Origin of the sequence: Variovorax paradoxus (assembly GCA_016806145.1) — a bacterium.
In the GTDB taxonomy this organism is placed as follows: Bacteria; Pseudomonadota; Gammaproteobacteria; order Burkholderiales; family Burkholderiaceae_C; genus Variovorax.
In genome coordinates, this window is the sequence record CP063166.1 from 823034 (window position 1) to 847764 (window position 24731).

General features: G+C 71.0%; 14 protein-coding genes and 1 pseudogene. All 15 read left to right on the forward strand.

Features of this window, described 5'->3' with window-relative positions:
• Window positions 1–11: 11 nt before the first annotated feature.
• The 15 genes and pseudogenes from INQ48_03870 to tssI all read left to right on the forward strand — a co-directional run bounded on the left by INQ48_03870 (window position 12) and on the right by tssI (window position 24714).
• Window positions 12–1385, forward strand: coding sequence for a DotU family type VI secretion system protein (locus INQ48_03870; GenBank protein ID QRF58412.1), 1374 nt, complete (start codon window positions 12–14; stop codon window positions 1383–1385).
• The gene (gene tssM, locus INQ48_03875; protein QRF58413.1) at window positions 1382–4984 is read left to right on the forward strand and encodes a type VI secretion system membrane subunit TssM; all 3603 of its coding nucleotides are present in this window, start codon (window positions 1382–1384) and stop codon (window positions 4982–4984) included. The genes INQ48_03870 and tssM overlap by 4 nt, the downstream gene beginning before the upstream one ends.
• A 2-nt stretch (window positions 4985–4986) precedes the next feature.
• Entirely contained in the window at window positions 4987–5613 is a 627-nt protein-coding gene (gene tagF / locus INQ48_03880) for a type VI secretion system-associated protein TagF (GenBank protein QRF60599.1), read from the forward strand.
• A 773-nt stretch (window positions 5614–6386) separates the two neighbouring features.
• Entirely contained in the window at window positions 6387–8315 is a 1929-nt protein-coding gene (locus INQ48_03885; GenBank protein ID QRF58414.1) for a protein kinase, read from the forward strand.
• 54 nt (window positions 8316–8369) lie between these two features.
• Complete coding sequence (locus INQ48_03890; GenBank protein QRF58415.1) at window positions 8370–9986, forward strand: MltA domain-containing protein; 1617 nt, start codon at window positions 8370–8372, stop codon at window positions 9984–9986.
• A 52-nt stretch (window positions 9987–10038) separates the two neighbouring features.
• On the forward strand, window positions 10039–10788 hold the full coding sequence (locus INQ48_03895) for a hypothetical protein (GenBank protein ID QRF58416.1): 750 nt from the start codon (window positions 10039–10041) through the stop codon (window positions 10786–10788).
• Window positions 10789–10815: 27 nt separating this feature from the next.
• A pseudogene (locus tag INQ48_03900) lies at window positions 10816–11962 on the forward strand (hypothetical protein).
• On the forward strand, window positions 11866–14046 hold the full coding sequence (locus tag INQ48_03905; GenBank protein ID QRF58417.1) for a caspase family protein: 2181 nt from the start codon (window positions 11866–11868) through the stop codon (window positions 14044–14046). The pseudogene INQ48_03900 and the gene INQ48_03905 overlap by 97 nt, the downstream one beginning before the upstream one ends.
• A gap of 19 nt (window positions 14047–14065) precedes the next feature.
• The gene (locus tag INQ48_03910) at window positions 14066–14611 is read left to right on the forward strand and encodes a type VI secretion system tube protein Hcp (GenBank protein QRF58418.1); all 546 of its coding nucleotides are present in this window, start codon (window positions 14066–14068) and stop codon (window positions 14609–14611) included.
• A 13-nt stretch (window positions 14612–14624) separates the two neighbouring features.
• Entirely contained in the window at window positions 14625–15473 is an 849-nt protein-coding gene (locus INQ48_03915) for a virulence protein SciE type (GenBank protein QRF58419.1), read from the forward strand.
• Window positions 15466–15978, forward strand: coding sequence for a type VI secretion system baseplate subunit TssE (gene tssE / locus INQ48_03920; protein QRF58420.1), 513 nt, complete (start codon window positions 15466–15468; stop codon window positions 15976–15978). Before INQ48_03915 ends, tssE begins: the two co-directional genes overlap by 8 nt.
• Window positions 15979–15996: 18 nt before the next feature.
• Entirely contained in the window at window positions 15997–17898 is a 1902-nt protein-coding gene (tssF, locus tag INQ48_03925; GenBank protein ID QRF58421.1) for a type VI secretion system baseplate subunit TssF, read from the forward strand.
• 11 nt (window positions 17899–17909) lie between these two features.
• On the forward strand, window positions 17910–18995 hold the full coding sequence (gene tssG / locus INQ48_03930) for a type VI secretion system baseplate subunit TssG (protein QRF58422.1): 1086 nt from the start codon (window positions 17910–17912) through the stop codon (window positions 18993–18995).
• A 39-nt stretch (window positions 18996–19034) separates the two neighbouring features.
• Complete coding sequence (gene tssH / locus INQ48_03935; protein QRF58423.1) at window positions 19035–21800, forward strand: type VI secretion system ATPase TssH; 2766 nt, start codon at window positions 19035–19037, stop codon at window positions 21798–21800.
• Between the two features lie 52 nt (window positions 21801–21852).
• Entirely contained in the window at window positions 21853–24714 is a 2862-nt protein-coding gene (gene tssI / locus INQ48_03940; protein ID QRF58424.1) for a type VI secretion system tip protein VgrG, read from the forward strand.
• Window positions 24715–24731: the final 17 nt, after the last annotated feature.

Sequence of the window (24731 nt, forward strand, 5' to 3'; positions counted from 1 at the left end):
ACGGACACACCATGACCACACCCGACCCCTTCGCCGCCTTCGAGTCCGAGCGCACGGTCATCAAGCCCAAGCCGCGCACGCCGGCCAACGCGCCGGCGGCCTCGGCCGCGCCCGCGCCTTTCTTTCCCGCCACCGATCCCACGCCGGCCGCCGACCTCGGCGAGCTCGGCCTGCTCAATCCGCTGGTGTCGGCGGCCGGCAAGCTGCTGGTGCTGATCGGCAAGCTGCGCAACCTGGTGCAGCCGCCCAACGTGCCGGCGCTGCGCGCCTCCACCGCCGAGGCCGTCAACCAGTTCGACCAGAATGCGCGCCGCGCGGGCGTCGGCAACGAATCGGTGCTGGCCGCGCGCTACGTGCTGTGCACCGCGCTCGACGAGGCGGTGGCCAACACGCCCTGGGGCGTGCAGGCCGGCTGGAACAAGCAGAGCCTGCTGGTGCAGTTCCACAACGAGACCTGGGGCGGCGAGAAGGTGTTCCAGCTGCTGGCCAAGCTCGCGCAGGACGTGCCCACGCACCGCCAGCTGCTCGAGCTGATCTACAGCGTGCTGGCGCTCGGCTTCGAGGGCCGCTACCGCGTGGTCGACAACGGCCGCGCGCAGCTCGACTCGGTGCGCCAGCGGCTGGCCGACCTGATCGCCAAGGACCGCCCCGCGGTCGAGCCCGAGCTCTCGCCGCACTGGCGCGGGCAGGGCGCGGGCACGGTGCGGCTGCGCGAGTCGCTGCCGCTGTGGGTGTTCGCGGCCGGCTTCGCGCTGCTGCTCGCGCTGGCCTGGTTCGGCCTGCGGCTCACGCTCAACTACCGCTCCGACACCACCTACTCGGCGCTGTCGAGCCTGCGCGTGCCCAACATCCAGATCGCGCCGCCGGCCGCGCCGGCCAAGACGCCGCGGCTCGCGCGCTTCCTCGAGCCCGAGGTCAAGCAGGGCCTGGTCACCGTGACCGACGAGGCCGACCGCAGCGTGGTGCGCCTGCGCGGCGACTCCTTCTTCGGCTCGGGCAGCGCCGACCCGATGGCGCAGTCGCTGCCGGTGCTGCGCCGCATCGGCCAGGCGCTGGCCGAGGTCAAGGGCGAGGTGCTGATCACCGGCCACTCCGACAACCAGCCGATCCGCTCGCTGCGCTATCCGTCGAACTGGCACCTGTCGGCCGCGCGCGCCGACGCGGTCAAGGGCGCGCTGTCGACGCTGGTCGATCCGGCGCGCATGCGTTCCGACGGCAAGGCCGATGCCGAGCCGGTCGCGCCCAACGACACCCCCGCCAACCGCGCGCGCAACCGCCGCGTCGAGGTGGTGCTGCTGACCGAGCCCGAGCGCCTGGCGTCGGCACCACCCGCTGCCGCCGCCGCGCCCGCCACGCCGTCGCCCGCCACGGGAGCGACCAAATGATCAAGAAAATCCTCGGCTTCCTGTTCAGCCCGCTGCTGCTGACGCTGCTCGCGCTGATCGTCGTCGCGCTGCTGATCTGGTGGATCGGCCCGCTGGTGAAGATCGGCGCGCTGGCGCCGCTCGAGAGCGAGACCACGCGCGCCATCGTCATCGGCGTGATCGTGCTGGTGGTGCTGCTGCGCGCCATCTACCGCCGCTGGCGCGCGCGCCGCGCCAGCCAGCACCTGACCGACGGCCTGATGAAGGCGCCCGCGGCCAAGTCCGGCACGCCGGTGGCCGGCGAGCAGCAGATCCTCGACACCCGCTTCAACGAGGCGGTGGCCACGCTCAAGCAGATGAAGCTGCACGCCGCCGGCAAGAAGCCCGGCTGGCGCGACTGGCTCTCGATCTCGGGCGGCAGCTATCTCTACGACCTGCCCTGGTACGTGTTCATCGGCGCGCCGGGCGCTGGCAAGACCACCGCGCTGGTCAACTCGGGCCTGTCGTTCCCGCTGGCCGAGAAGTTCGGCCCCGGCGCCATCCGCGGCGTGGGCGGCACGCGCAACTGCGACTGGTGGTTCACCGACGAGGCCGTGCTGATCGACACCGCGGGCCGCTACACCACGCAGGACAGCCACCAGTCGGAGGACAAGAGCGCGTGGGAAGGCTTCCTCGGCCTGCTCAAGAAGGTGCGCCCGCGCCGGCCGCTCAACGGCGTGTTCCTCACCGTCAGCGTCGGCGACCTGCTGAGCCAGGGCCCCGAGGCGCGCTCGCAGCTCGCGGCCTCGATCCGCGCGCGCCTGCTCGAGCTCGACGGCAAGCTCACGACGCGGCTGCCGGTCTACGTGCTGGTCACCAAGAGCGACCTGCTGTACGGCTTCACCGACTACTTCGACGACCTCGGCAAGGAGCAGCGCGCGCAGGTGTTCGGCTTCACGCTGCCGCCCGAGGAGAACCAGCAGGTCGACGAGAAGGGCCTGTCGCTGGCCTTCCAGCGCGAGTTCGCGTTGCTGCACCACCGCGTCAACGACGGCCTGATCGCGCGCATGCAGCGCGAGACCGACGGCACGCGGCGCGCCGCGATCTTCGGCTTCCCGGCGCAGTTCGGCTCCATCGGCCCGCTGCTGTCGGACCTGCTCGACCAGGTCTTCACCGGCTCGCGCTTCACCCAGCCGCCGTGGGTGCGCGGCGTGTACTTCACCAGCGGCACGCAGGAAGGCAGCCCGATCGACCGCGTGATGGGCAGCCTGGCGCGCAGCTTCGGCATCGAGCGCGCGATGCTCGCGCCGCAGAAGTCGAGCGGGCGCAGCTACTTCCTCACCACGCTGCTGCGCGAGGTGGTGTTCCCCGAGCAGCGCCTGGCCGGCGCCGACGTCAAGCTCGAGCGCCGTCGCCACACGCTGCGCTTCGCGGCCGTGGCCGCGATGACGCTGCTCACGGTGGGCCTGCTCGCGGCCTGGGGCTACAGCACGCTGCGCAACATGGACTACCTGAAGTCGGTCGAGGCGCGCGTCGATCCGGCCAGGCAGAACCTGGCCGCGCTGCCGGCGCGCGTGCAGAACCTGGTCGAGGTGGCGCCGGTGCTGCAGAACCTGCGCGACATCTGGCGCACGCCCGAGAACCGCCTGGGCGACGAGCCGCTGGCCATGACCCTGGGCCTCTACCAGGGCGACAAGCTCGATGCCGCCGCCATGCTGGTGCACCAGCGCGCGCTCAACGAGGCCTTCCTGCCGCAGATCGCCAAGCGGCTCGAGGACCAGCTGCGCACCGCGCAGAAGGACAACCTCGAGTACACCTACGAGGCGCTCAAGAGCTACCTGATGCTCTACCAGCCCGAGCACTTCGATCCCGAGGCGCTCAAGGCCTGGATCACGCTCGACTGGTCGCGCAGCCTCGACCGCGGCATTCCCGAGGACCAGCGCAAGCAGCTCGAGGACCAGCTCGACGTGCTGATCGCGCAGGGCCCGCCGCGCTCGCCGCTCAAGGTGGACGAGAACCTGGTGCGCAGCGTGCGCGCCGTGCTCGCGAGCTATCCGCTCGAGCAGCGCGTGTTCAGCCGCCTGAAGCGCCAGCGTGCCTCGCGCGACATCCCGGCCTTCAGCGTCGCGCAGGCCACCGGCCCCTCGGGCCCGCTGGTGTTCGAGCGCATCAGCGGCAAGCCGCTGACCGAGGGCGTACCGGGCATGTTCACCTACGACGGCTACCACAAGCGCTTCCAGAACGAGGTGGTGGTGCTGACCGGCCTGCTCGCGCAGGAGGACCCGTGGGTGCTGGGCCAGGACCGCAGCACCGCCGACCGGCTGCGCGACGCGGCCGCGCTCGGCGAGCTCACCGACCGCGTGCGCCGGCTCTACCTGGCCGAGTACGTCAAGCAGTGGGAAGCGCTGCTGGCCGACGTGCGGCTGATCCGCGTCACCGGCCTCGACAAGAACATCGAGACCGCGCGCATCCTCTCGGGCGTGGATTCGCCGCTCGCGAACTTCCTGCGCGCCGTGGTCAAGCAGACCACGCTGATTCCCGCCGCCGACGCCAACAAGGACGTGGTGAGCAAGGCCTCGGAGACCGTGCGCAACACGCGCAAGGGCCTGGAGGACCTGTTTGGCGGCGACCCCGGCCGCCAGGTCGCGCCCGGCAAGCGCATCGAGAGCATCGTCGACGACCGCTTCGAATCGCTGCGTCGCCTCGTCACCGCCGGCGGCCCGAACCAGCCGGCGCCGATCGACGACGCGCTCAAGCTGTTCAACGAGGTCTACGTCTACCTCAACGCCGTCGACACCGCGGTCAAGGGCCGCACCTCGCCGCCGCCCGGCGACGTGGCCGGCAAGCTCAAGTCCGATGCCGGCCGCCTGCCCGAGCCGGTGCGCAGCATGATCGAGAACCTGAGCCAGACCGGCGCCACGCAGGCGCAGGTGGCCGAGCGCGGCAACCTGAGCCAGGACCTGCGCCCCGTGGCCGAGTTCTGCGCGCGCGCCATCGCGGGCCGCTATCCCTTCGTGCAGAACAGCAAGCGCGACGTGCTGCCCGAGGACTTCGGCCAGATGTTCGGCGCCGGCGGCCTGATGGACGACTTCTTCCAGAAGCGGCTGGCCGCGCTGGTCGACACCAGCACGCGGCCGTGGCGCTACAAGCCCGTGGCCGAGCGCGGCGCCATCACCACGCAGGCGCTGGCGCAGTTCGAGCGCGCGGCGCGCATCAAGGAGATCTTCTTCCGCGGCGGCGGGCGCGGTCCGTCGATGCGGCTCGACTTCAAGCCGGTGGAGATGGACGCGAGCATCACGCAGTTCATCCTCGACGTCGACGGCCAGCTCGTGAAGTACGCGCACGGCCCCGTGGTGCCGATGGCGGTGCAGTGGCCCGGCCCGAAGGGCAGCAACCAGGTGCGCGTGCAGGTCAGCCCGCCTTCGGCCACGGGCAGCTCGGGTTCGGCGGTCGATGGGCCGTGGGCGCTGTTCCGCACGCTCGACGACGGCCAGCTCGAGGCCGGCGACGCGCCCGAGAAGTTCTTCATCACCTTCCAGGTCGGCAACCGGCGCACCCGCTTCGAGGTGACGACCAACAGCGTGCAGCACCCGATCCGGTTGAAGGAACTGCGCGAGTTCTCGTGCCCGGAGGGCTTGTGAACCTGGCCTCGTCCCCGTTGTTCGCTTCCACGCAATTGCCGGGATGGTTCGGCAAGTTGCCGGGGATGGGGGACTTCGCGCATCGCCGGCTGCCCGAATCGTTTCGGGGGGTGTGGGATGCGTGGCTGCAGCAGGGGCTCGCGCGGCTGCGGGATCGGCATGCGGACTGGACTTCGCATTACCTCGAGGCGCCGGTGTGGTGCTTCGTGCTCGGGCCTCGGGTGGCGGGGGAGCGGGGGTGGATCGGGGTGTTGATGCCTTCGGTCGATGGGGTGGGGCGGTACTTTCCGTTCACCGTGGCTGTGGAGTTGGAAGACCCGCTGCTCTCTGGGCTCGAGGGGGCTGCGTTGGTGGCTGCCTTGCGGTGGTGGGGGGTGGCTACTCAGGCTGCTCTGGAAGGGCTGGAGCTGGATCTGGATGCGGCGCGGTTTGATGCTGCTTTGGCTCGGTTGTTTGGTGGTGCTGCTGGGTCTGAGGCTTCGTCTTCTGAAGGTGCGTTGGCTTTGCCTTTGGAAGGGGCCTCTTTGTGGATTGGGGATCCTTCTGTTGAAAGCGGGCTGCGGATGGTTTGCGTTGGGCTGCCAATGGATTTGCAGTTCGAGGCGCTGTTTCTTGGGGGAGGGGAGTGAGCTTTGTCTTCCTCTGATTGTTTTTTTGAGGGTGTCGGCCGGGAATTCGCCCCGGCGGGCGAGTCACTTTCTTTTGCTTCGCCAAAAGAAAGTAACCAAAGAAAAGGCGACCCCACTGTCTGTGTCCCTCCGCTTCGCTGCGGGCAACCTGCGGTGCTCGGCTACGGCGGGGGTCCGCAGAACTCGCTGCACTGCGTTCCGCTCAGACAGCTGCGGCCCTTATCCCGCCTACGCCTGCGCTCCTCGGCACAGCCAGAGGGGAGTGACTCGGGCCATCGCTGCGCTCGGCCACACGACATCCACTCGGGCCTTCGCTTCGCTCGGCATTGGTCTTGCTCCCTCTCCCTCTGGGAGAGGGCTGGGGTGAGGGCACTGGGCGGTGGATACCGTCGCAACATCGGTGAGGCCCGGTGCCCTCACCCTAACCCTCTCCCAGAGGGAGAGGGAACAAGAAGCCGAGCGAAGCGATGGCCCGAGCCGCATTCCAAGGCCGAGCGAAGCAAAGGCCCGAGCGCCCCCCTCTGGCTGCGCCGAGGAGCGCAGCGTTTCGCGGATCAGGGCTCGCAGCTGTTTGAGCGAAGCGAGTTCTGCGAGACCCCGCGAAACGCGAGCACCGCAGGTTGCCCCGTAGCGCAGCGGAGGGGTCGCAGACAGTGGGGTCGCCTTCTTTTGCTTACTTTTCTTGGCGAGACAAGAAAAGTGAGTCGCCCGCCGGGGCGAGACCCGGCCAACAGCCTCCCGCAGGGAGCAAGCCACCTCGAGGCCCCCATCCCATGACCGAGGAAATCAAGCCCGAAGGCAGCGACGACCGCACCAGAGTCGTCCCCCGAACCACGCCCCTGGACGACAGCGCCACAGTCATCACATCCGGCCAACCCACGCGCACCAACAGCCCGCTGTTCGCCCCCACGAACCCCCCGACGAACCCCACCACAGGCCCGTCACAAGCAGGAACGCACGAAGCCGGCCTCCTCCCCGTAGGCAGCCGCCTCGCAGAATTCGAAATCACCCGGGTCATCGGCCAGGGCGGCTTCGGCGTCGTCTACGAAGCCTGGGACCACACCCTCGAACGCGTCGTAGCGATCAAGGAATACCTCCCGTCCTCCCTCTCCACCCGCCAGGGCGACGGCAGCGTCGTCCCCTTGTCGGAACGCCATCGCGAAACCTTCGACCTCGGCATGCGCAGCTTCATCAACGAAGCCCGCCTGCTCGCCCAGTTCGACCACCCCTCGCTGCTCAAGGTCTACCGCTTCTGGCAGGAACGCGGCACCACCTACATGGTGATGCCCTTCTACCGCGGCGACACCCTGCGCCAGGCGCTGGTGTCGATCCCCGCGGGCGTCGACGAGGCCTGGCTCATCCGCATCATGGACGGCGTCACGCAGGCGCTCGGCGTGATGCACGGCGCCAACTGCTACCACCGCGACATCGCGCCCGACAACATCATCCTGCTCGAAGGCTCGGGCCGGCCGGTGGTGCTCGACTTCGGCGCGGCACGGCGCGTGATCACCGACAAGACGCAGGCGATCACGGTGATCCTCAAGCCGGGCTACGCGCCGATCGAACAGTACGCCGAGATGCCCGACATGTCGCAGGGCGCCTGGACCGACGTCTACGCGCTCGCGGCCGTGATGCACGTGGCCGTGTGCGGCCGCGCGCCGCCGCCGTCGGTGGCGCGCCTCCTGTCCGACAGCTACGTGCCGCTCGCGGGCAACGAGATCCTGCGCCAGCGCTACAGCCCGCAGCTGCTCGCGGCGATCGACGCCGGGCTCGGCGTGCGGCCCGAGGCGCGGCCGCAATCGATGGCCGAGCTGCGCGCGGCGCTCGGGCTCGAGACCAGCCAGAGCATCGCGCCGCCCGCGCATCCCTCGCAGCATGCGCGCGGCACCTCGGCGGCGCCGGGGCCGAACAGCCGCAGCGGCGGTGGCGGCAAGACCGTGGTGCTGCCGCCCGCGCCGGCACCGTCGGCCGGTGCGCGTTCTGGCGGCAACAAGACGGCCGTGGCGCTGGTCTCGGTGGCGCTGCTCGCGGCCGTGGCCGGCGGCGGCTGGTGGTGGTTCCAGGGGCGCGGCACCGGCGACACGCCGCCGACGACCGCGAGCGCGCCGCCGCCATCGGGCGGCGACACGCAGCAGGTCGCGCAGACACCGCCGCCCCCGCCACCGCCGCCGCCCGCGCCGCCGCCGGCACCGCGCACGGCGCTCGAATCGCTGCAGTCGCTGGCCGGCGGCGCCGCGGCCGGCTTCGATGTCACGGCCTCGGCGAAGAAGCCCGAGGTGACGATCGGCAAGGACAAGCTGGCCTTCGAGGTGCGCAGCAAGCGCGACGGCTTCGTCTACGTGTTCCTGCTGTCCAGCGGCGGCGAGATGTTCCTGCTGTTCCCGAACCTGCTCGACAAATACAACAAGATCACCGCCGGCAGCCCCCTCGCGCTGCCGCGTGCCTCGTGGCCGATGGAGGCCGGTGGGCCCGCCGGGACCAACCAGTTCGCGGTGCTCGTCAGCGAGCACGAGCGCGACTTCAGCGCCTCGGGCGTGCAGAACGAGGGCGTGTTCCCGCAGTTCCCGCTGCCGGTGCTCGCGGCCCTCGAAGCCACCCGTGGCAGCGGGCCCTCGCCGCTGCTCGGCAAGCCGGTGTGCGCGCCCGGCACCCCCTGCGACGACGTCTATGGCGTCGCCAATTTCAAAATCGTCGAGAAGTAATCGTCTGTAGAGCGTGACCCGACGGGCCACCTTTCCACGAAGGAGATCTTCACCATGAACAAGCACCTGCCGGCCCTCGCGCCGACGCCCGCGCCGGCCCCGCACCGGGCCGCCGTGGCTGCCGCGACCGCCGTGACCGCCGCCTGCGCCTTCCTCGCGGGCTGCGCCGTGCCGCCGCCCGCCGCCGCCCCGGCCCCCGCCCCCAGCACCGACACGGCCGCCGCGGCACCCGCGCCCGCGCCGGCGCCACGCCCGCCCTCGAGCGGCAGCGTGGCCGGGCAGGCACGCACCTTCTCGACCCAGCTCGCGACCTACACCGCGGTCGGCTTCGACGCGGTGCCGGGCTGGACCCGCGACGACTTCGCCGAGAGCTGGCCCGCCTTCCTCGGCAGCTGCAAGGTGCTCAACGGCCGCGGCACCGAATGGAAGTCGGTCTGCGACCGCGCGGTCAAGGTCGACGGCAAGAGCAATCCCTCGATCCGCAACTTCTTCGAGACCGAGTTCTCCGTCTACCAGATCCGCGACGACGACCGGCGCCCCGACGGCGTGGTCACCGGCTACTTCGAGCCCGAGATCCAGGGCAGCCGCAGCTATGCGCCGCCCTTCATCTACCCGGTATACGGCCAGCCCGAGGACATGCTGTTCGCCGACGCGCGCAAGCTGCCCGCGGGCGACGGCACCGTGGCCGCGCGCGTGCAGGGCCGCAACGTGGTGGTGCAGACCGGCCTGAGCACGCGCGACATGGGCGCGCCCGGCCTCTACGCGCTCGACCTCTCGGGCATCGTGCGCGACACGCTCGACCGCAAGGTGCGCCTGCGCATCGAGGGCAAGCAGCTGCTGCCGTACTACACCCGCGAGGAGATCGAGACCAAGGGCGCGCCGAACGCCAAGGTGCTGGCCTTCGTCTCGAGCGCCACCGCGCTCTACGAGATGCAGATCCAGGGCTCGGGCCGCATCCGCCTGGCCAGCGGCGAGATGATCCGCGTCGCCTACGCCGAGCAGAACGGCCAGCCGTTCCGGCCCACGCTGGCGCAGGCCGCCAACGGCAAGCCGCGCAGCCCGGTCAAGGTGCGCGGCTCGTCGATCGAGCTCGACCTCGACGACGGCGACGACGACGATTCGGGCAACGTCTCGACCACCATCCGCACGCGCGGCTTCACGCTGGCGCGGCCCGCCGCAAGCGGCGCGGTGGTGGTGCCCGGGCGGCGCGCGGCCGGCCCGGTGGCCGGCACCGGCATCAAGGACCCGAGCTACGTGTTCTTCAAGGAAGCGGCCACGCCCGGCGGTCCGGTGGGCGCCTTCGGCGTGCCGCTGTCGGCCGGCCGCTCGATCGCGGTCGATCCGCGCAGCACGCCGCTGGGCTATCCGGTGTTCGTCTCGACGCGCACGCCCGGCAGCGGCGCGCCGATGCAGCGCCTGACCATCGCCCAGGACACCGGCGGCGCGATCCGCGGCGCGGTGCGGGCCGACTATTTCTTCGGCAACGGCCAGCAGGCCGCGACCAACGCGCGCCGCATGAAGGAGCGCGGCCAGCTCTGGATCCTGCTGCCGCGCGGCCTGGCGGTGGCGAGCGCCGCCGTGTCCTCGGCGATCCGCACGCGCGGCGGACCGGTGGGCGCCGGCCTCGCGCAATGCCTGGTGCCGACCGAGGGCGTCTGCGAGGACGACTGAGGAGACGACAGCGTGAATGCCGCCACGAGGCCCGGCTCCGGCCGTTGAATCCATGCAGGAAACGCTGTCGTCCGAGGAAAGCGGAGAACTTGTGCGCCTGTGGCGCCGGCGCCAGACGCTGACGTCGAACGACATGGGCCGCATGTACCGCATCGTGGGCGATGCGCTGGTGGCCTGCAATCCGCCCGAGCTGCAGGTGCTCGGCGAAGGGCGCCAGGAGCTGGTGGCGCAGTTCATCTACGTCAAGGTGCTGCGGCTCGATGCCGATCCCGACGAGGCCGAGGAGCGCGCGGGCCACAGCGCGCCCTCGACCGCCTTCGCGCTGTGCGCGTACTTCCGCCGCTACCTGATCGACTGCACGCGCTCGGCCGCCTTCAAGCGCAAGCTGTCGATCGGCGACCAGATCACCGAGGCCCAGCTCGAGGACGAACTGGGCGCCGACGAGGACCTCGAGGGCTGCCTGGCCGAGCACGGCCTCAGCAGCCTCGCGGTGCAGCAGGCGGCGCGCGCCTTCATCGCCGAGCTGCCCGAGCCCGAGCGCATCCTGCTGTGCGAGGGCTTCGGCAAGGAGGCCGAGGGCGGCCTGTCGGGCATCGCCTCGCGCCATGCCATCGCCTCCTACCACTACCGCGCGGGCCGGCTCGGCCTGGTGCACAAGCGCGAGGGCCTGACCGCCGACTACGCCAAGACCCGGCTCGGCGGCTGGATCCAGGGCACGCTGGGCATCGCCATCCAGGCGGACAACATGGCGGCGATCCTGCAGGTTTTCAAAATCCTGGGCGCTGAAGCGTCTTATGCCTGAAGACATAGCCATTCAGGAACAGACGCCATGACCACCCATCTCTGGCCACCGCTCAGCGCGATCCGCAGCGCCTTCGAAACCGGACCCGGCGCCGCCTCGGCGTTCGCGCCCGAGACGCCCGGGCTCGCGACCGTCGCCATGCCCGGCGCGCGCGTCGCGGTGCCCGAAACGGCCGCGCCGCCGCCGGTCGACCTGCTGCTGCCGCTGGCCGAACTCGCGCGCCGCCGCGAGGCCGTGGCGCAGCGCAGCTTCGGCGCGCGCTGGGCGCCGGGCCGGCTGGTCAGCGTGGTGCACGAGGGCCGGCTGCTCGGCGTGCTGCTCGACCGCTGCATCCACGGCGAGCTCTGGCAGGGCTGGATGGCGGCCGGCGAGGCCGACTGGGCCGGCGCCTTCGACGTGCTGCTCGAGCCCGACGACGAACCCTTCGAGCCGGCCTTCGGCCTGATCCAGGCCTGGAACGTGCTGACGCTCGAGCCCAGCCCGCAGCTGGCCGCGCGCGTGCTCGGCGAGGTCTCGGCCACGCGGCTCGCCGCCATCCGCGCGGTGCACGACGAGTGGGCCGCGCAGGCGGCGCCGGCCATCGCGCCCGAGCCCGGCCGCATCGCGCTGCGCACCGTGGGCGGCGTGTTCGCGGTGCTGTCGGGCACGCCGCTGGGCCCGAAGGATCCGCGCGCCGAATACCAGTCGCTCTACCGCGACGCCGCCGCGCAGCTCGGCGCGGCCTGGCTGCCCGCCGCGCGCAACGCACCCGGCCCGGCCGCCGCGCGCGCGCGCGCGGCCCCAGCCCGGTCCCGAGGGCGGCTGGTGGGGCAGCGTGCGGCGCTGGCTCGGCGCCGACGGCTGGATGCGGCCCGCGTTCGCGGTGCTGGCCCTGTGCGTGGTGGTGCAGAACGTCGGCCTGTTTGGTGGCCACGAGGCGCAGGACGAGGTGCGCTTTCGCGCCGTGCCCGCGGCACCAGCCGCGGCGGTGGCCGACCTCACGGTGCGCTGGAAGGACGGCGTGCGCGTGGACGAGGCCGACCGCCTGCTGCAGACGATCTCGGCCGACGTGGTCGGCGGTCCCGGCAGCAACGGCGTATGGCGGCTGCGCGTGCCCGACGTGGAGAAGAGCCTGCAGGTGCTGGCCGCGTCGCCGCTGGTCGAAGCGGCCGGACGGGCGTCGGAGCGGCCATGAGCCATGGCGCGCGGCCGCCGGCCCGGCTCCCTCCCCCGCTGGGGGAGGGCTGGGGTGGGGGCACGCGGCGCTCGACAGTGGCGCGGCAATGCCAATCCCTGCCCTGGTTCTCCTGGCTCCTGCTGCTCGCCCTCGCCTGCCTCGCCCCGCGCGCCTTCGCCACCCAGCGCGCGCTGCTCGTGGGCGTGTCCGAACTCGTCAACCAGCCGCAGTCGCTGTGGCTGCAGGCGCCGCGCAACGACGTGGCGCTGATGCGCGACGCCCTGCTCCGCCAGGGCTTCGGCGCGGGCGACATCACCACGCTGGCCGACGGCGTGAGCGGTGCCGCGCTGCCCGAGTCGCAGGCCATCCATGAGGCGCTGTCGCGGCTGCTCGCGCAGTCGCGCAGCGGCGACTTCGTGCTGCTCTATTTCTCGGGCCACGGCACGCGCTGGCGCGATGCCACCAAGCGCTACCAGGAACCCGACGGCCTGGCCGAGAACTTCTTGGCGCGCGACGTGCGCGGTGCCGTCGGCGTCGACAGCGCGCTCGCGGGCGGCGTGCGCGACGTCGACTTCGACGGCTGGGTGCAGGCCTTCCTCGCGCGCGGCGTGTTCGTCTGGTCGGTGTTCGACACCTGCGCCGCCACCTCGATGACGCGCAATGCCGCTGCCGCCGTGCCCGCCGTCGCCGAAGGCCCGGCCGACGACGAGGTGCGCTGGCGCGGCCTGCGCGCGGGCCAGCTGCGCGCCGTGCCGGCGGCCGTGCCGCTCGCCGCACCGGCCGCGCCACCCGTGGCCGAGCGCGTGGCGCGCGCGCGCTACGTCGCCTTCTTCGCTTCCGAGAGCCACCAGATCACGCCCGAGCTGCGGCTGCCGCGCCAGGGCCGCAACGCGCGGCCTCAGGGCCTGCTGACCTGGGCCGTGGCCGGCGCGCTCGAACGCCGGCCCGCCACCTGGCGCGAGCTGTTCGACGGCGTGCTCGCGCTCTATCCGCCGGTGATCGACGAACTGGCGCAGCGCTTCCCGACCCGCGAGCTGCCCTCGCCGGTGGCCGAGGGCAACCTCGACGCGCCGCTGTTCGCCAACAGCGCCGGCGCCGTCTCCACCTTGCCGGTGTGGCGCGCGCAGCGCAGCGGCGACAGCCTGGTGCTGCAGGCCGGCCTGGCCGATGGCCTGCAGCCGCAGCAGGAACTGCGCATCAACGCCACGCTCGAGGACGGCACCGTGCGCAGCGTGCAGGCGCGCGCATCGCAGGTCGACCTCGACGGTGCGAGCCTCGCGGTGCCCGCCGCGCTGCGCGAGTTGCCGGGCGCGGTGCTGTGGAGCGCCTCGCCGCTGACCGCGCCGCCCGCGATCGCGCTGCGCGTGCGCAGCGACGGCCCGCTGCCGGCCGGCATCGGCCTCGACTACCCGGCCTCGGTGGTGGCGGTGGGCGCGGGCGCGCCGGCCGACCTGCGCTGGAGCGACCTCGGCGCGGCCGGCCAGCGCATCGAATGGCAGTCGCCGGCGCTCGGTGCCGGCAGCGAGCGCCTGGGCGACAAGGCCGCGGTGCGGCGCCGGCTCGAGACGCTGGCGCGGCTCAAGTGGTGGCGCCAGCTCTGCGCGCTCGGCGAGGGCGCGCAGATGCCGATCGACGGCTTCGAGGCCGTGCTCGAGATCTGGAACGGCGACCGGCTCGCGCGCAGCGGGCCGTTGCGCACCAGCGGGCCCGGCCTCCTGCCGCTGCGCGACGGCGAGCGCGCGGCGCTCAACGTGCGCAACACCAGCGGCCATTCGGTCGACATGGTGGTGGCGGGCATCGATGCGCAGGGCCGACCGCGCGCCGAGTACCCGTCCGACCCCGGCGAGAGCAACCGCTTCGAGCGCGGCACGCGCGAGGCGCCGGCCGCCAAGCGCTTCGAGCTGCCCTGGCTCTCGGCCGAGGGCGCGCGCCTGTTCGTGCTGGCCACGCCGGCCGCGCCGCAGAGCGGGCCGCGGCTGTTCGGCGCCGCCATCGAGCCGGTGCTGGCCGACCTGCGCGTGCGCGGCCAGGTGGAGCCGCCGCGGCGCCGCCTCTATGCGGCGATGTTGTCCTGGGGTAGCGCGGACGCCGCGTCCCGATGATTTTTTCAAGGAGATTGCAATGAGCTTTTCTGCAGAAGGCGCCCTCGATCCCGACGAGCTGCTGCGCCTGCTCGACCTGATGGCCGGCGAACCGGCCAACGACTTCCTGATGTCGATCGACAACCGCGGCACCAAGGTCAAGGGCGAATCGGAACGCGGCATCGAGTTCATCGACATCGGCGGCTACTGCCATCAGATGGAGGTGGTGTCGCCGCCCGGCTCGACCAAGGGCTCGGTGCGCGTGCATCCCTTCGTCATCGTGCGCGAGGTCGATGCCGCCACCGCCTCGATCGCGAGCCTGCTGTTCAGCCAGGAGGCCAACCTCGAGGTCTCGATCTTCGTCTACCGCGCCAGCGGCGACCACCTGCCGTCGCAGCCCTTCTTCGAGGTCATCCTGACCGGCGCGCGCGTCGTGAGCCAGGCCATCGTGACCGGCGGCAAGCCGCGCCAGCCGCGCGAGGTGACCGTGTTCGAGAGCCGCAACGTGCAGGTCAAGACGGCGCCGCAGCTCGCCTCGGGCATCCGCGGCGCCGTGCGCACCGCGGTCATCGCCGCCACCCAGTGAAACGGAGCCAGCCATGACCACCGCCGCCGAATTCCTCAAGGCCGCCGATCCGGTGTCCGCCCTCAAGGCGCTCAGCGACGACGTGCGCGCCAAGCCCGCCGACAGCAAGCCGCGCGTCTTCATGGCCCAGTTGCTGTGCGTGCTGGGCCAGTGGGAGCGCGCGCTCAACCAGCTGACGGTCGCGGCCGAGCTCGATGCGCTCGCCGTGCCGATGAAGCAGGTGTACGGCGAGGCCGTGCGCTGCGAAGGCCTGCGCGCCGAAGTGTTCGCCGGCACGCGCACGCCCATGATCTTCGGCCAGCCCGACGAATGGCTGGCGCTGCTCATCGAGTCGCTGCTGCGGCAGGGACGCGGTGAGGCCGAGCTGGCCGAAGACCTGCGCCAGCGCGCCTTCGAGGCGGCGCCGGCCATCGCCGGCAGCATCGACGGCGTGCCCTTCGAATGGCTGTCCGACGCCGACATGCGGCTGGGCCCGGTGCTCGAGGCCTTCGTCAACGGCAAGTACTACTGGATCCCCTATGCGCGGCTCGCGCGCGTGAAGATCGAACCGCCCGAGGACCTGCGCGACTGCGTGTGGATGCCCGCGCACCTCGACTTCGAGAACGGCGGCGAGACGCTGGCGCTGATCCCCACGCGCTACGAGGGCACCGAGCGCTGCACCGACGGCCAGCTGCTGCTCGCGCGCCGCACCGAGTGGCGCGAGCTGCGGCCCGAGGTCTGGGCCGGCCATGGCCAGCGCGTGTTCGGCACCGACGCCGGCGAGTACGCGCTGATGGACGTGCGCGAGATCGTGTTCGAGACCGTCGCGCAGGAAGAAGAGAGCGGCGCAGCAGGCAGCGAAGAAGGCGGCGCGGGTGGTTGACCTCACCGCGCAGGAGCGGCTGCAGCCCTCGCTGCTGGACCGGCTCGTCGACAGCGCGCCCGACGAGCAGCGCGAGGGCGACGACAAGCGCACGCTCACCAAGCAGGCGCTGCGCGCGGCCGTGCTGCGCGACCTGAGCTGGCTCTTCAACGCCACCAGCTACGGCCTCGGCATGGACGACCGCCAGTACCCGAACGCCGCGCGCTCCGTCATCAACTACGGATTGCCTATGCTGTCTGGCCAGTTCACCTCGTCGATACAGCGTGTCAGCATGGAACAGGCTCTGAAGAACGCGATCCTGCAGTTCGAGCCTCGCATCCTCTCACGCACTCTCGAAGTGGAACTCGTCATGGAAGGCTCCGCCCTGGACTCGCACAACTGCGTCGGCCTGCAGATCCGCGGCATGCTGTGGGCGCAGCCCGTGCCGTTGGAGTTCCTCATGCGCAGCCGGGTCGACCTGGAAGAAGGACGCATCGAGATCGAGGACGCGACCCAGAAGCCATGACCCGAAGGTAGCGCCGCGATGGATCCCCGACTGCTGAGCCTGTACGAGCAGGAACTGCGCTACTTCCGCGAGAGCTCGGCCGAGTTCGCGCGCGCCTTCCCGAAGATCGCCAACCGGCTCGGCATCGAAGGCCAGGAGGTCGCCGACCCTTATGTCGAGCGCCTGATCGAGGCCACCGCCTTCCTGTCGGCGCGCGTCAACCTCAAGCTCGATGCCGAGTACCCGCGCTTCACCGGCCACCTGCTCGACATCGTCTATCCGCACTTCCTCGCGCCCACGCCCGCGATGGCGGTGGTCAGCATGGCGCACGACCCCGACGACGCCAACCTCGCCGCGGGGCCGACGCTGCCGCGCGGCGCCGGCCTGCGCGCGCGCCATGCGGTGGGTCAGAGCACCTACTGCGAGTTCCGCACCGCGAGCGCGATGCGGCTGTGGCCGCTCGAGCTGCTGCGCGCCCAGTACTTCAGCTACGCGCCCGACCTGCCGCTGGCCACGCACCCGCAGTCGCGCGCCATCCGCGGCGGCCTGCGCATGGTGCTGCGCACCACCGCCGACCTGAACTTCAGCCAGATCGCGCTCGACGACCTGGTGCTGCACCTGGGCGGCGCCGACGACGTGGCCTGGCAGCTGCACGAATGCGCGCTGGGCCAGCCCATCGGCGTGATGGTGCGGCCGCTGGGCGCCGGCGGCGCGCTGCAGGGCGAGGCGCGCAGCCTGCCGCCGAGCGCCATCGGCCTGGTCGGCTTCGAGGACGACGAGGCGCTGCTGCCGGTCACGGCCACCGGCTTCTCGGGCTTCCGGCTGCTGCAGGAGTACTTCGCGTTCCCGCAGCGCTTCCAGTTCCTCAAGATCGCGGGCCTGCAGTCGGTGCTGCCCTCGATGCCGGTGACGCAGATCGAGATCGTGCTGCTGTTCTCGCGCGGCGACGCGGCGCTCGAGAAGCTGGTGACGGCCGAGAACGTGCAGCTGCATTGCGTGCCGATCGTCAATCTGTTCAACAAGCGGCTCGACCGCGTGCCGCTCAGCGAGGGCGTGAGCCAGTTCCACCTGGTGCCCGACCGCACGCGGCCGCAGGACTTCGAGGTGCACACCGTGACCGAGGTCGTCGGCCATGGCGCGCCGGGCGCGGACTCGGGCTCGGCGGCCGCGGTCGAGCAGCTGTTCCGGCCCTTCTATTCGGCCTTCCACGGCACGCGCCACAGCCACCCGGCCTACTACACGACCACGCGCGAGCCGCGCATGCTGTCGGTGCGCCAGCGCACCGAGGGCAACCGCAGCAGCCACATCGGCTCCGAGGTCTACATGCAGATCGTCGATCCGCAGCAGGCGCCGTACGCGGCCAGCCTGCGCCAGCTCGCGGTGTCGGCGCTGTGCACCAACCGCGACCTGCCGCTCTTGCTGCCGATGGGCCGCGACAACGACTTCGACTGCGTCGACTCCTTCCCCGCGCAGCGCGTGCGCATGGTGCGCGGGCCCTCGCGGCCGGTGTCGCCGGTGGTGAGCCAGGGGCTGGGCTGGCGCGTGCTCGACCACCTCGCGCTCAACTACCTGTCGATCTCCGACAGCTCGCCGCAGCAGGGCGCGGCCGCGCTGCGCGAGACGCTGATGCTCTATGCCTCGCATGCCGACGAGATGCGCCAGGGCCAGGTGCGCGGGCTGCTGTCGGTCAGCAGCAAGGCGGTGGCGCGCCGGCTGCCGATGAAGGGGCCGATCGCCTTCGGGCGCGGCCTGGAGGTCACGCTCGAGGTCGACAAGGACGCCTTCCACGGCCACAGCGTGTTCCTGTTCGGTGCCGTGCTCGCGCGCTACCTGGCGCGCCACGTCGAGGTCAACCATTTCGTCGAGACCGTGGTGCGCGTCGCGGGCAAGGGCGAGAACATGCGCTGGAGGCCGCTGTGCGGAATGCGCCAGATCCTCTAGCCGCGCCCGCGGTGCCTTTGGCGCCGGTCGCACCCGAGGGAACGGTGGCGGGGCGCGTCGATGCCGCGCTGCGCCAGTGGTCCCACCAGCCCTGGGCCTACGACTACTTCGCGGTGCTGCGCCGGCTCGAATCGGCCGCCGCGACCACGCCGCGCTGGGGCCGCGCGCTGCTGCCGAGCGCCGAGCCGGTGCGCGTGGGCCAGGAGCCCTCGCTGTCGTTCGCGCCCGCCGCCTTCAGCCGCTTCGAGCCGGCCGGTGCGCATTCGCCGCCGCGGCTGCGCCAGCACTTCTTCGCCTACATCGGTCCCAACGGGCCGCTGCCGGTGCACCTGAGCGATTTCATCCGCGAGCGCAGCCTGAACCACGGCGACCCGACCTGGCTCGCCTTCCTCGACAGCTTCCTGCACCGCTTCTCGCTGCACTTCTACCGCGCCTGGGCGCAGGCGCGGCCCGCGGTCGCGCTCGACCGGCCGGGCGAGGACCGCTTCCGGCTGCAGATCGGCGCGCTGGTGGGCATCGGCACGCCGGGGCGCATCGGGCGCGACGAGATCCACGACGACGCGCGGCTGCACTTCTCGGGCTGGCTCGCGCGCCGCGTGCACAGCGCCGAGGGCGTGGAGTCGGTGCTGTGCAGCTACTTCGGCGTGCCGATGAAGCTCGAGCGCTGGGTCGGCCACTGGATGAGCCTGCCCGATGCCGAACTCACGCGGCTGGGCCGCGGCGAGAGCTCGCGCGCCATGGGCATGGGCGCGATGCTCGGCACCCGCGCCTGGGACCGCCAGCACCGCGTGCGCCTGCACGTCGGGCCGCTCGACCTCGCGCGCTACCGCATGTTCCTGCCGATCGGCGACGCGCAGCCGGTGCTGCAGCGCTGGATGCTGCAGCTGCTGGGCGGCGAGCTCGAGTGGGATGCCGAACTGGTGCTGCGCAAGGAGCAGGTACCGCCCACCCGGCTCGGCCAGCAGCGCGGCAACGCGCCGCGGCTGGGCTGGATCTCGTGGCTCGGCGAGCGCCCGCGTTCGCGCGACGCGAGCGACGTGCGCATCGCGAGCCGTCCCGGTGGCGAGGCGCATCCGCGCGCGCCGGCCTTTCAATGAAACCCCTTTCGTTCGTCTTGAAGAGATACGGAGTCCTCCATGAGTGAAATCAGCCGCACCGCCCTGTTCGGGAAACTCAATTCGCTGGCCTACAAGGCCATCGAAGGCGCGACCGTCTTCTGCAAGATGCGCGGCAACCCGTACGTCGAGCTCGAGCACTGGTTCGCGCAGCTGCTGCAGGCGCAGGACTCCGACCTGCACCGCGTGATCCAGCACTACGGCCTCGACGTCTCGGTGATCGCCAAGGACATGACGGCCGCGCTCGACCGCCTGCCGCGCGGCGCCACCGCCATCAGCGACTTCTCGCCGCACATCGAGAACGCGATCGAGCGCGCCTGGACCTACGCCACCCTGCAGTTCGGCGAGGCGCAGGTGCGCACCGGCTACCTGCTGGTGGGCATGCTCAAGACGCAGAGCCTGCGCAACCCGCTGTTCGGCCTGTCGAAGCAGTTCGAGAAGGTCAAGGTCGAGGATCTGGCCGAGAACTTCGTGAAGATCTGCGATGCCTCGCCCGAGGCCCAGATGCGCGCGCAGGACGGCACCGGCATGGGCAGCGGCGCGCCGGGCGAGGAAGCGGGCGCGATGGCGCCGGCCGCCATGGGCAAGGGCGATGCGCTCAAGAAGTTCGCGGTCGACCTGACCGAGAAGGCCAAGAAGGGCGAGATGGACCCGGTGACGGGCCGCGACGAGGAGATCCGCCAGATCGTCGACATCCTGATGCGCCGGCGCCAGAACAACCCGCTCTTGACCGGCGAGGCCGGCGTCGGCAAGACCGCCGTGGTCGAGGGCTTCGCGCAGCGCCTGGCGCGCGGCGACGTGCCGCCGCAGCTCAAGGACGTGAAGCTGCTGACGCTCGACATCGGCCTGCTGCAGGCCGGCGCCAGCATGAAGGGCGAGTTCGAGCAGCGGCTGCGCCAGGTGATCGACGAGGTGCAGAGTTCGCCCACGCCGATCATTCTCTTCATCGACGAGATCCACACCCTGGTGGGCGCGGGCGGCGCGGCCGGCACCGGCGACGCCGCCAACCTGCTGAAGCCCGCGCTGGCGCGCGGCAACCTGCGCACCATCGGCGCCACCACCTGGGCCGAGTACAAGAAGTACATCGAGAAGGACCCGGCGCTGACGCGGCGCTTCCAGGTCGTGCAGGTGCCCGAGCCCGACGAGACCAAGGCCATCCTGATGCTGCGCGGCGTGGCCAGCGTGCTCGAGAAGCACCATCGCGTGCAACTGCTCGACGAGGCCATCGAGGCCGCCGTGAAGCTGTCGCACCGCTACATTCCCGCGCGCCAGCTGCCCGACAAGGCCGTGAGCCTGCTCGACACCGCCTGCGCGCGCGTGGCCGTGAGCCAGCATGCGACGCCGCCCGAGGTCGAGGACTGCATGCGCCGCATCGAGGGCCTGACGGTCGAGCAGGAGATCATCGGCCGCGAGGAGGCCATCGGCATCGACGTCACCAAGCGCGCGGCGCAGGTGTCGGCGCTGCTGGCCGAGTCGAAGGCGCAGCTGGAAGTGCTCAATGCACGCTGGCAGGAGGAGAAGGGCCTGGTCGACCGGCTGCTGGAACTGCGCGCCAAGCTGCGCACGGGGAACAAGCCGGTGGATGCGCCACAGGACGCCGCCGCGAATGCATCCCCAACCGTTCGCACTGAGCCTGTCGAAGTGCCGGTCCCGGCTTCGACAAGCTCAGCCCGAACGGATGAGGGCGCATCCCCCGACCGCGCCGCGCTGCTCGCCGAACTGCACGAGCTGCAGGCGAAGATCCACGCCGTGCAGGGCGAGTCGCCGCTGATCCTGCCCTCGGTCGACGAGCAGGCCGTGGCCTCGGTGGTCGCCGACTGGACCGGCATCCCGGTCGGGCGCATGGTCAAGAACGAGGTCGAGGCGGTGCTCAAGCTCGCCGACACGCTGAACCAGCGCGTGATCGGCCAGAAGCACGGCCTCGAGATGATCGCGCGCCGCATCCAGACCTCGCGCGCGCGGCTGGACAACCCGCAAAAACCCATCGGCGTGTTCATGCTGTGCGGCACCTCGGGCGTCGGCAAGACCGAGACCGCGCTCGCGCTGGCCGAGGCGCTGTACGGCGGCGAGCAGAACATCATCACCATCAACATGAGCGAGTTCCAGGAGGCGCACACCGTCTCCACGCTGAAGGGCGCGCCTCCGGGCTACGTGGGCTACGGCGAGGGCGGCATCCTGACCGAGGCCGTGCGCCGCCGGCCCTACAGCGTGGTGCTGCTCGACGAAGTGGAGAAGGCGCACCCCGACGTGCACGAGATCTTCTTCCAGGTCTTCGACAAGGGCTGGATGGAGGACGGCGAGGGCCGCATGATCGACTTCAAGAACACGATCATCCTGCTGACCACCAACGCCGGCAGCGAGCTCGTCATGAGCATGTGCCGCGACCCCGAGCTGCTGCCCGACCCGAACGCGCTGGCCGATGCGCTGAAGGCGCCGCTGATGAAGGTGTTCCCGCCCGCGCTGCTGGGCCGCATCGTCACCATTCCCTACTACCCGCTGTCGCCCGAGATGATGAAAAAGATCGTGCGGCTGCAGCTGGGCCGCATCAAGAAGCGCGTCGAGACCAACCACGGCGTGCCCTTCGAGTACAGCGACGCGGTGGTCGACCAGGTGGTCGCGCGCTGCCAGGACCCGGAGTCGGGCGGCCGCGTGATCGACGCCATCCTGACCAACACCGTGCTGCCGACGATCTCGGTCGAGTACCTGCAGCGCCTGGCCGCCGGCGGCGAGATCCGCCGCGTCGCGCTCGACGTCAAGGACGCCGACTTCACCTACGCCTTCGATTGACCTGGCGCCGCGGCCGGCACGCTGAGGCGCTCCCAACCAGAAAGACAGCAAGATGGCCGAGCACGAGTTCCGCATCGACAGCGAATCCCCCGTCAACCAGGACCTGAAGTTCTGGCGCATCGTGGGCCACGAGGGGCTGTCGCGTCCGTCGTCCTACGAGCTCACCGTGCTCTCGCAGGACCGCACCATCGATCCGCGCCAGATCCTCGGCCACGCCTTCGACGTGGTGATCGGCTTCGTCGATGCCGACGACCAGAAGCACGAGCGGCATGCGCGCGGCCATGCGGTGCGCGTGGTGCGCGGCGGGCAGGTGGGGCGCTTCTTCGAATACCGCATCAGCCTGCGCTCGTGGTTCGGCCTGCTGACCAAGCGCATCAACTCGCGCATCCTGCAGGAGAAGCCGGTGCTCGACGTGCTCGATGCCGTGCTGACCGACAGCCCCATCAAGGCCCATGCGAAGACCGAGCCCGCGGGCGTGATCGGCGTGCACGAGCCGCGCCGCTACTGCGTGCAGTTCCAGGAGAGCGACTACAACTTCCTGTCGCGCATCCTCGAGGACGAGGGCGTGTACTACTGGTTCGATTCCTTCGACTCGCCCGGCATGATGCACCTGGCCGATTCCACCGGCATGGCGCACGGGCCGCTGCCGGCCAAGGGCGTGCTGAACTACGCCGGCGACGGTGCGAGCGAGGCGCGCTACAACGAGATCGAGCGCTGGATCAGCGGTCGCCAGCTGCGCTCGGGCAAGTACGAGTCGCGTGACGTGAACTACAAGGCGATCAACACATTGCTGAGCACGCACGGCGAGATGGTGCCCGCGCACGAGCTGGCGGACCTCGAGGTGTTCGAGTACCCGGGCGGCTATTTCACGAGCGAGCAGTCCGACGTCGTGCTCGAGATCCGCGCGGGCGAGCTGCCGGCGCGCCAGACGCTGCACTGGGCCGTCACGCGCTGGCCCGACGTGGCGGTGGGCCACACCTTCACCTTCAAGGGCGACCCCGACGGCACGCGCGACGGCGACTACCTGATCGGCGGCTGCGTCTTCGTCGCCACCCATCCGGGCTACGAGGGCATGGGCACCTTCGTCGCGCCGCGGCCGACCGCGGAGCTGCTGCGCGAGGCGCTGCGCGACGACGCGGTCAACGCCGGCTGCACCGATGCCCTGCTCGAGCTGATCGACACCACGCCGACCTTGCGCGAGGGCGTGCGCGGCACCAGCGCCTTCCTGATCACCGCGCTGCCCGCCGACCACATCTTCCGTCCGCCGCGCCTCACGCCGCGCGTGACCATGCCGGGCCCGCAGAGCGCCATCGTCGTGGGCGGCAAGGGCAAGGAGCACGACGTCGACCCGATGGGCCGCGTCAAGGTGCACTTCCACTGGGACCGCAACGATTTCCGCGACGACCGTTCGACCTGCTGGATCCGCGTCTCGCAGCCCTGGGCCGGCAAGGGCTGGGGCGGCTACTTCGCGCCGCGCATCAACCAGGAGGTGATCGTCGAGTTCATGAACGGCGATCCCGACCGGCCGATCGTCACCGGCCGCGTCTACAACGACGACCAGCCGATCCCCTACAAGTCGGCCACGCAGAGCGGCTTCAAGACCCGCTCCACGCCCGGTGGCGGGCCCTCGAACTACAACGAGATCATGTTCGAGGACAAGAAGGGGGGCGAGCTGGTCAATATCCATGCCGAGCGGAACATGACGACGACGGTGGAGAACGACGACACCACCCACGTCATGAACGACCAGTCGCTGACGGTCGACCGCCACCGGACCATCACGGTGAAGGGCAAGGAAGAGCACACGGTGCTCAAGACGCAGATGAACCACGTGGTCCTGAACCAGACCAACAAGTTCGACGCCGACACCTTCACCACCACGCTGGGCAACCAGAGCATCGGCACCAAGGGCAAGCAGGACACCGTGGTCAACGGGCCGGTGACCTCGCACACGAACAACACCTACACGCTGACCACGGTGGGTGCGTTCTCGCAGACCTCGGCCTCGATGAAGATCAACTCGGTGGGCGCGGTCACGCTGACCTCGGGCGCGAACGTGGCGCTGGGCTCCACCGCCGAGATGAAGATGAGCACCAACGCCGACCGCATCGACTCGGCGGCCGGCGCGCACAAGATCTACGCCAACGCGATCAAGGCGGTGTCGAACTCGAACATCGAGATGTTCGCGGTCGGCAACATCAACGCCACCTCGAACGGATCGAACACCACGGTGCTGGGCGCCAACTCCAGCGGCTACATCGGGGTGAACACCGAGGCCAACATGGGCATGGCCCGCTCGACCTTCATGGGCATGTCGATCGACACCATGGTGGGCCTGAGCATGGCGTCTTGCCTCGCGCTGCAGATGGAGACGGCGGCCGCGCTCAAGCTCGGCTTCGCGGGTGTGGACCTGAGCATCTCGCCGGTGGACGTCGAGCAGCGCCAGGCCAAGGTGATCATGCCCGGCGGCGGCGCGGGCGGCGGCGGCGGCGCCTTCGCGATGGGCGCCTCGATCGGCGCGGCCATCGATGCCGTCGGCTTCTCGCTGTGGGCCGCCATCACCGACATCCAGGCGACCAACAAGCAGTACGACGATGCCGCGGCCGCGCTGAAGGAGGCCCAGGAAGAGGCAAAGAACCTCGGGCTGGCCGGCATGGCGGCGCGGCTGCAGGCCGCCGCGGAGATCGCCGCGGCGCGGCGCGCGAGCGGCTTGCTCGATTCCGTGCGTCTGCATTCGGCGCCCGCCGACAGGTCCGGGAACTACACCGACGACCAGAACCCGCTCTCCAGCCCCGGCAACGCGGTCGAGGCCGACTCCGCCACGCACGGCCTCGGACCGACGCCGATGCCCAATTCCGCGCCGGGCCCGGCCGCGAGCCGCGACCTGCCGGTGCCACCCACGCCCGCGGAATGAACGCGCAACGCCAGGCG

Bases quoted from the DNA above. Each gene is read 5' to 3' on its own strand.
- INQ48_03870 (QRF58412.1), top strand. From the start codon at position 12: ATGACCACACCCGACCCCTTCGCCGCCTTCGAGTCCGAGCGCACGGTC.
- tssM (QRF58413.1), top strand. From the start codon at position 1,382: ATGATCAAGAAAATCCTCGGCTTCCTGTTCAGCCCGCTGCTGCTGACG.
- INQ48_03885 (QRF58414.1), top strand. From the start codon at position 6,387: ATGACCGAGGAAATCAAGCCCGAAGGCAGCGACGACCGCACCAGAGTC.
- INQ48_03890 (QRF58415.1), top strand. From the start codon at position 8,370: ATGAACAAGCACCTGCCGGCCCTCGCGCCGACGCCCGCGCCGGCCCCG.
- INQ48_03895 (QRF58416.1), top strand. From the start codon at position 10,039: ATGCAGGAAACGCTGTCGTCCGAGGAAAGCGGAGAACTTGTGCGCCTG.
- INQ48_03905 (QRF58417.1), top strand. From the start codon at position 11,866: ATGGCGGCTGCGCGTGCCCGACGTGGAGAAGAGCCTGCAGGTGCTGGC.
- INQ48_03910 (QRF58418.1), top strand. From the start codon at position 14,066: ATGAGCTTTTCTGCAGAAGGCGCCCTCGATCCCGACGAGCTGCTGCGC.
- INQ48_03915 (QRF58419.1), top strand. From the start codon at position 14,625: ATGACCACCGCCGCCGAATTCCTCAAGGCCGCCGATCCGGTGTCCGCC.
- tssF (QRF58421.1), top strand. From the start codon at position 15,997: ATGGATCCCCGACTGCTGAGCCTGTACGAGCAGGAACTGCGCTACTTC.
- tssH (QRF58423.1), top strand. From the start codon at position 19,035: ATGAGTGAAATCAGCCGCACCGCCCTGTTCGGGAAACTCAATTCGCTG.
- tssI (QRF58424.1), top strand. From the start codon at position 21,853: ATGGCCGAGCACGAGTTCCGCATCGACAGCGAATCCCCCGTCAACCAG.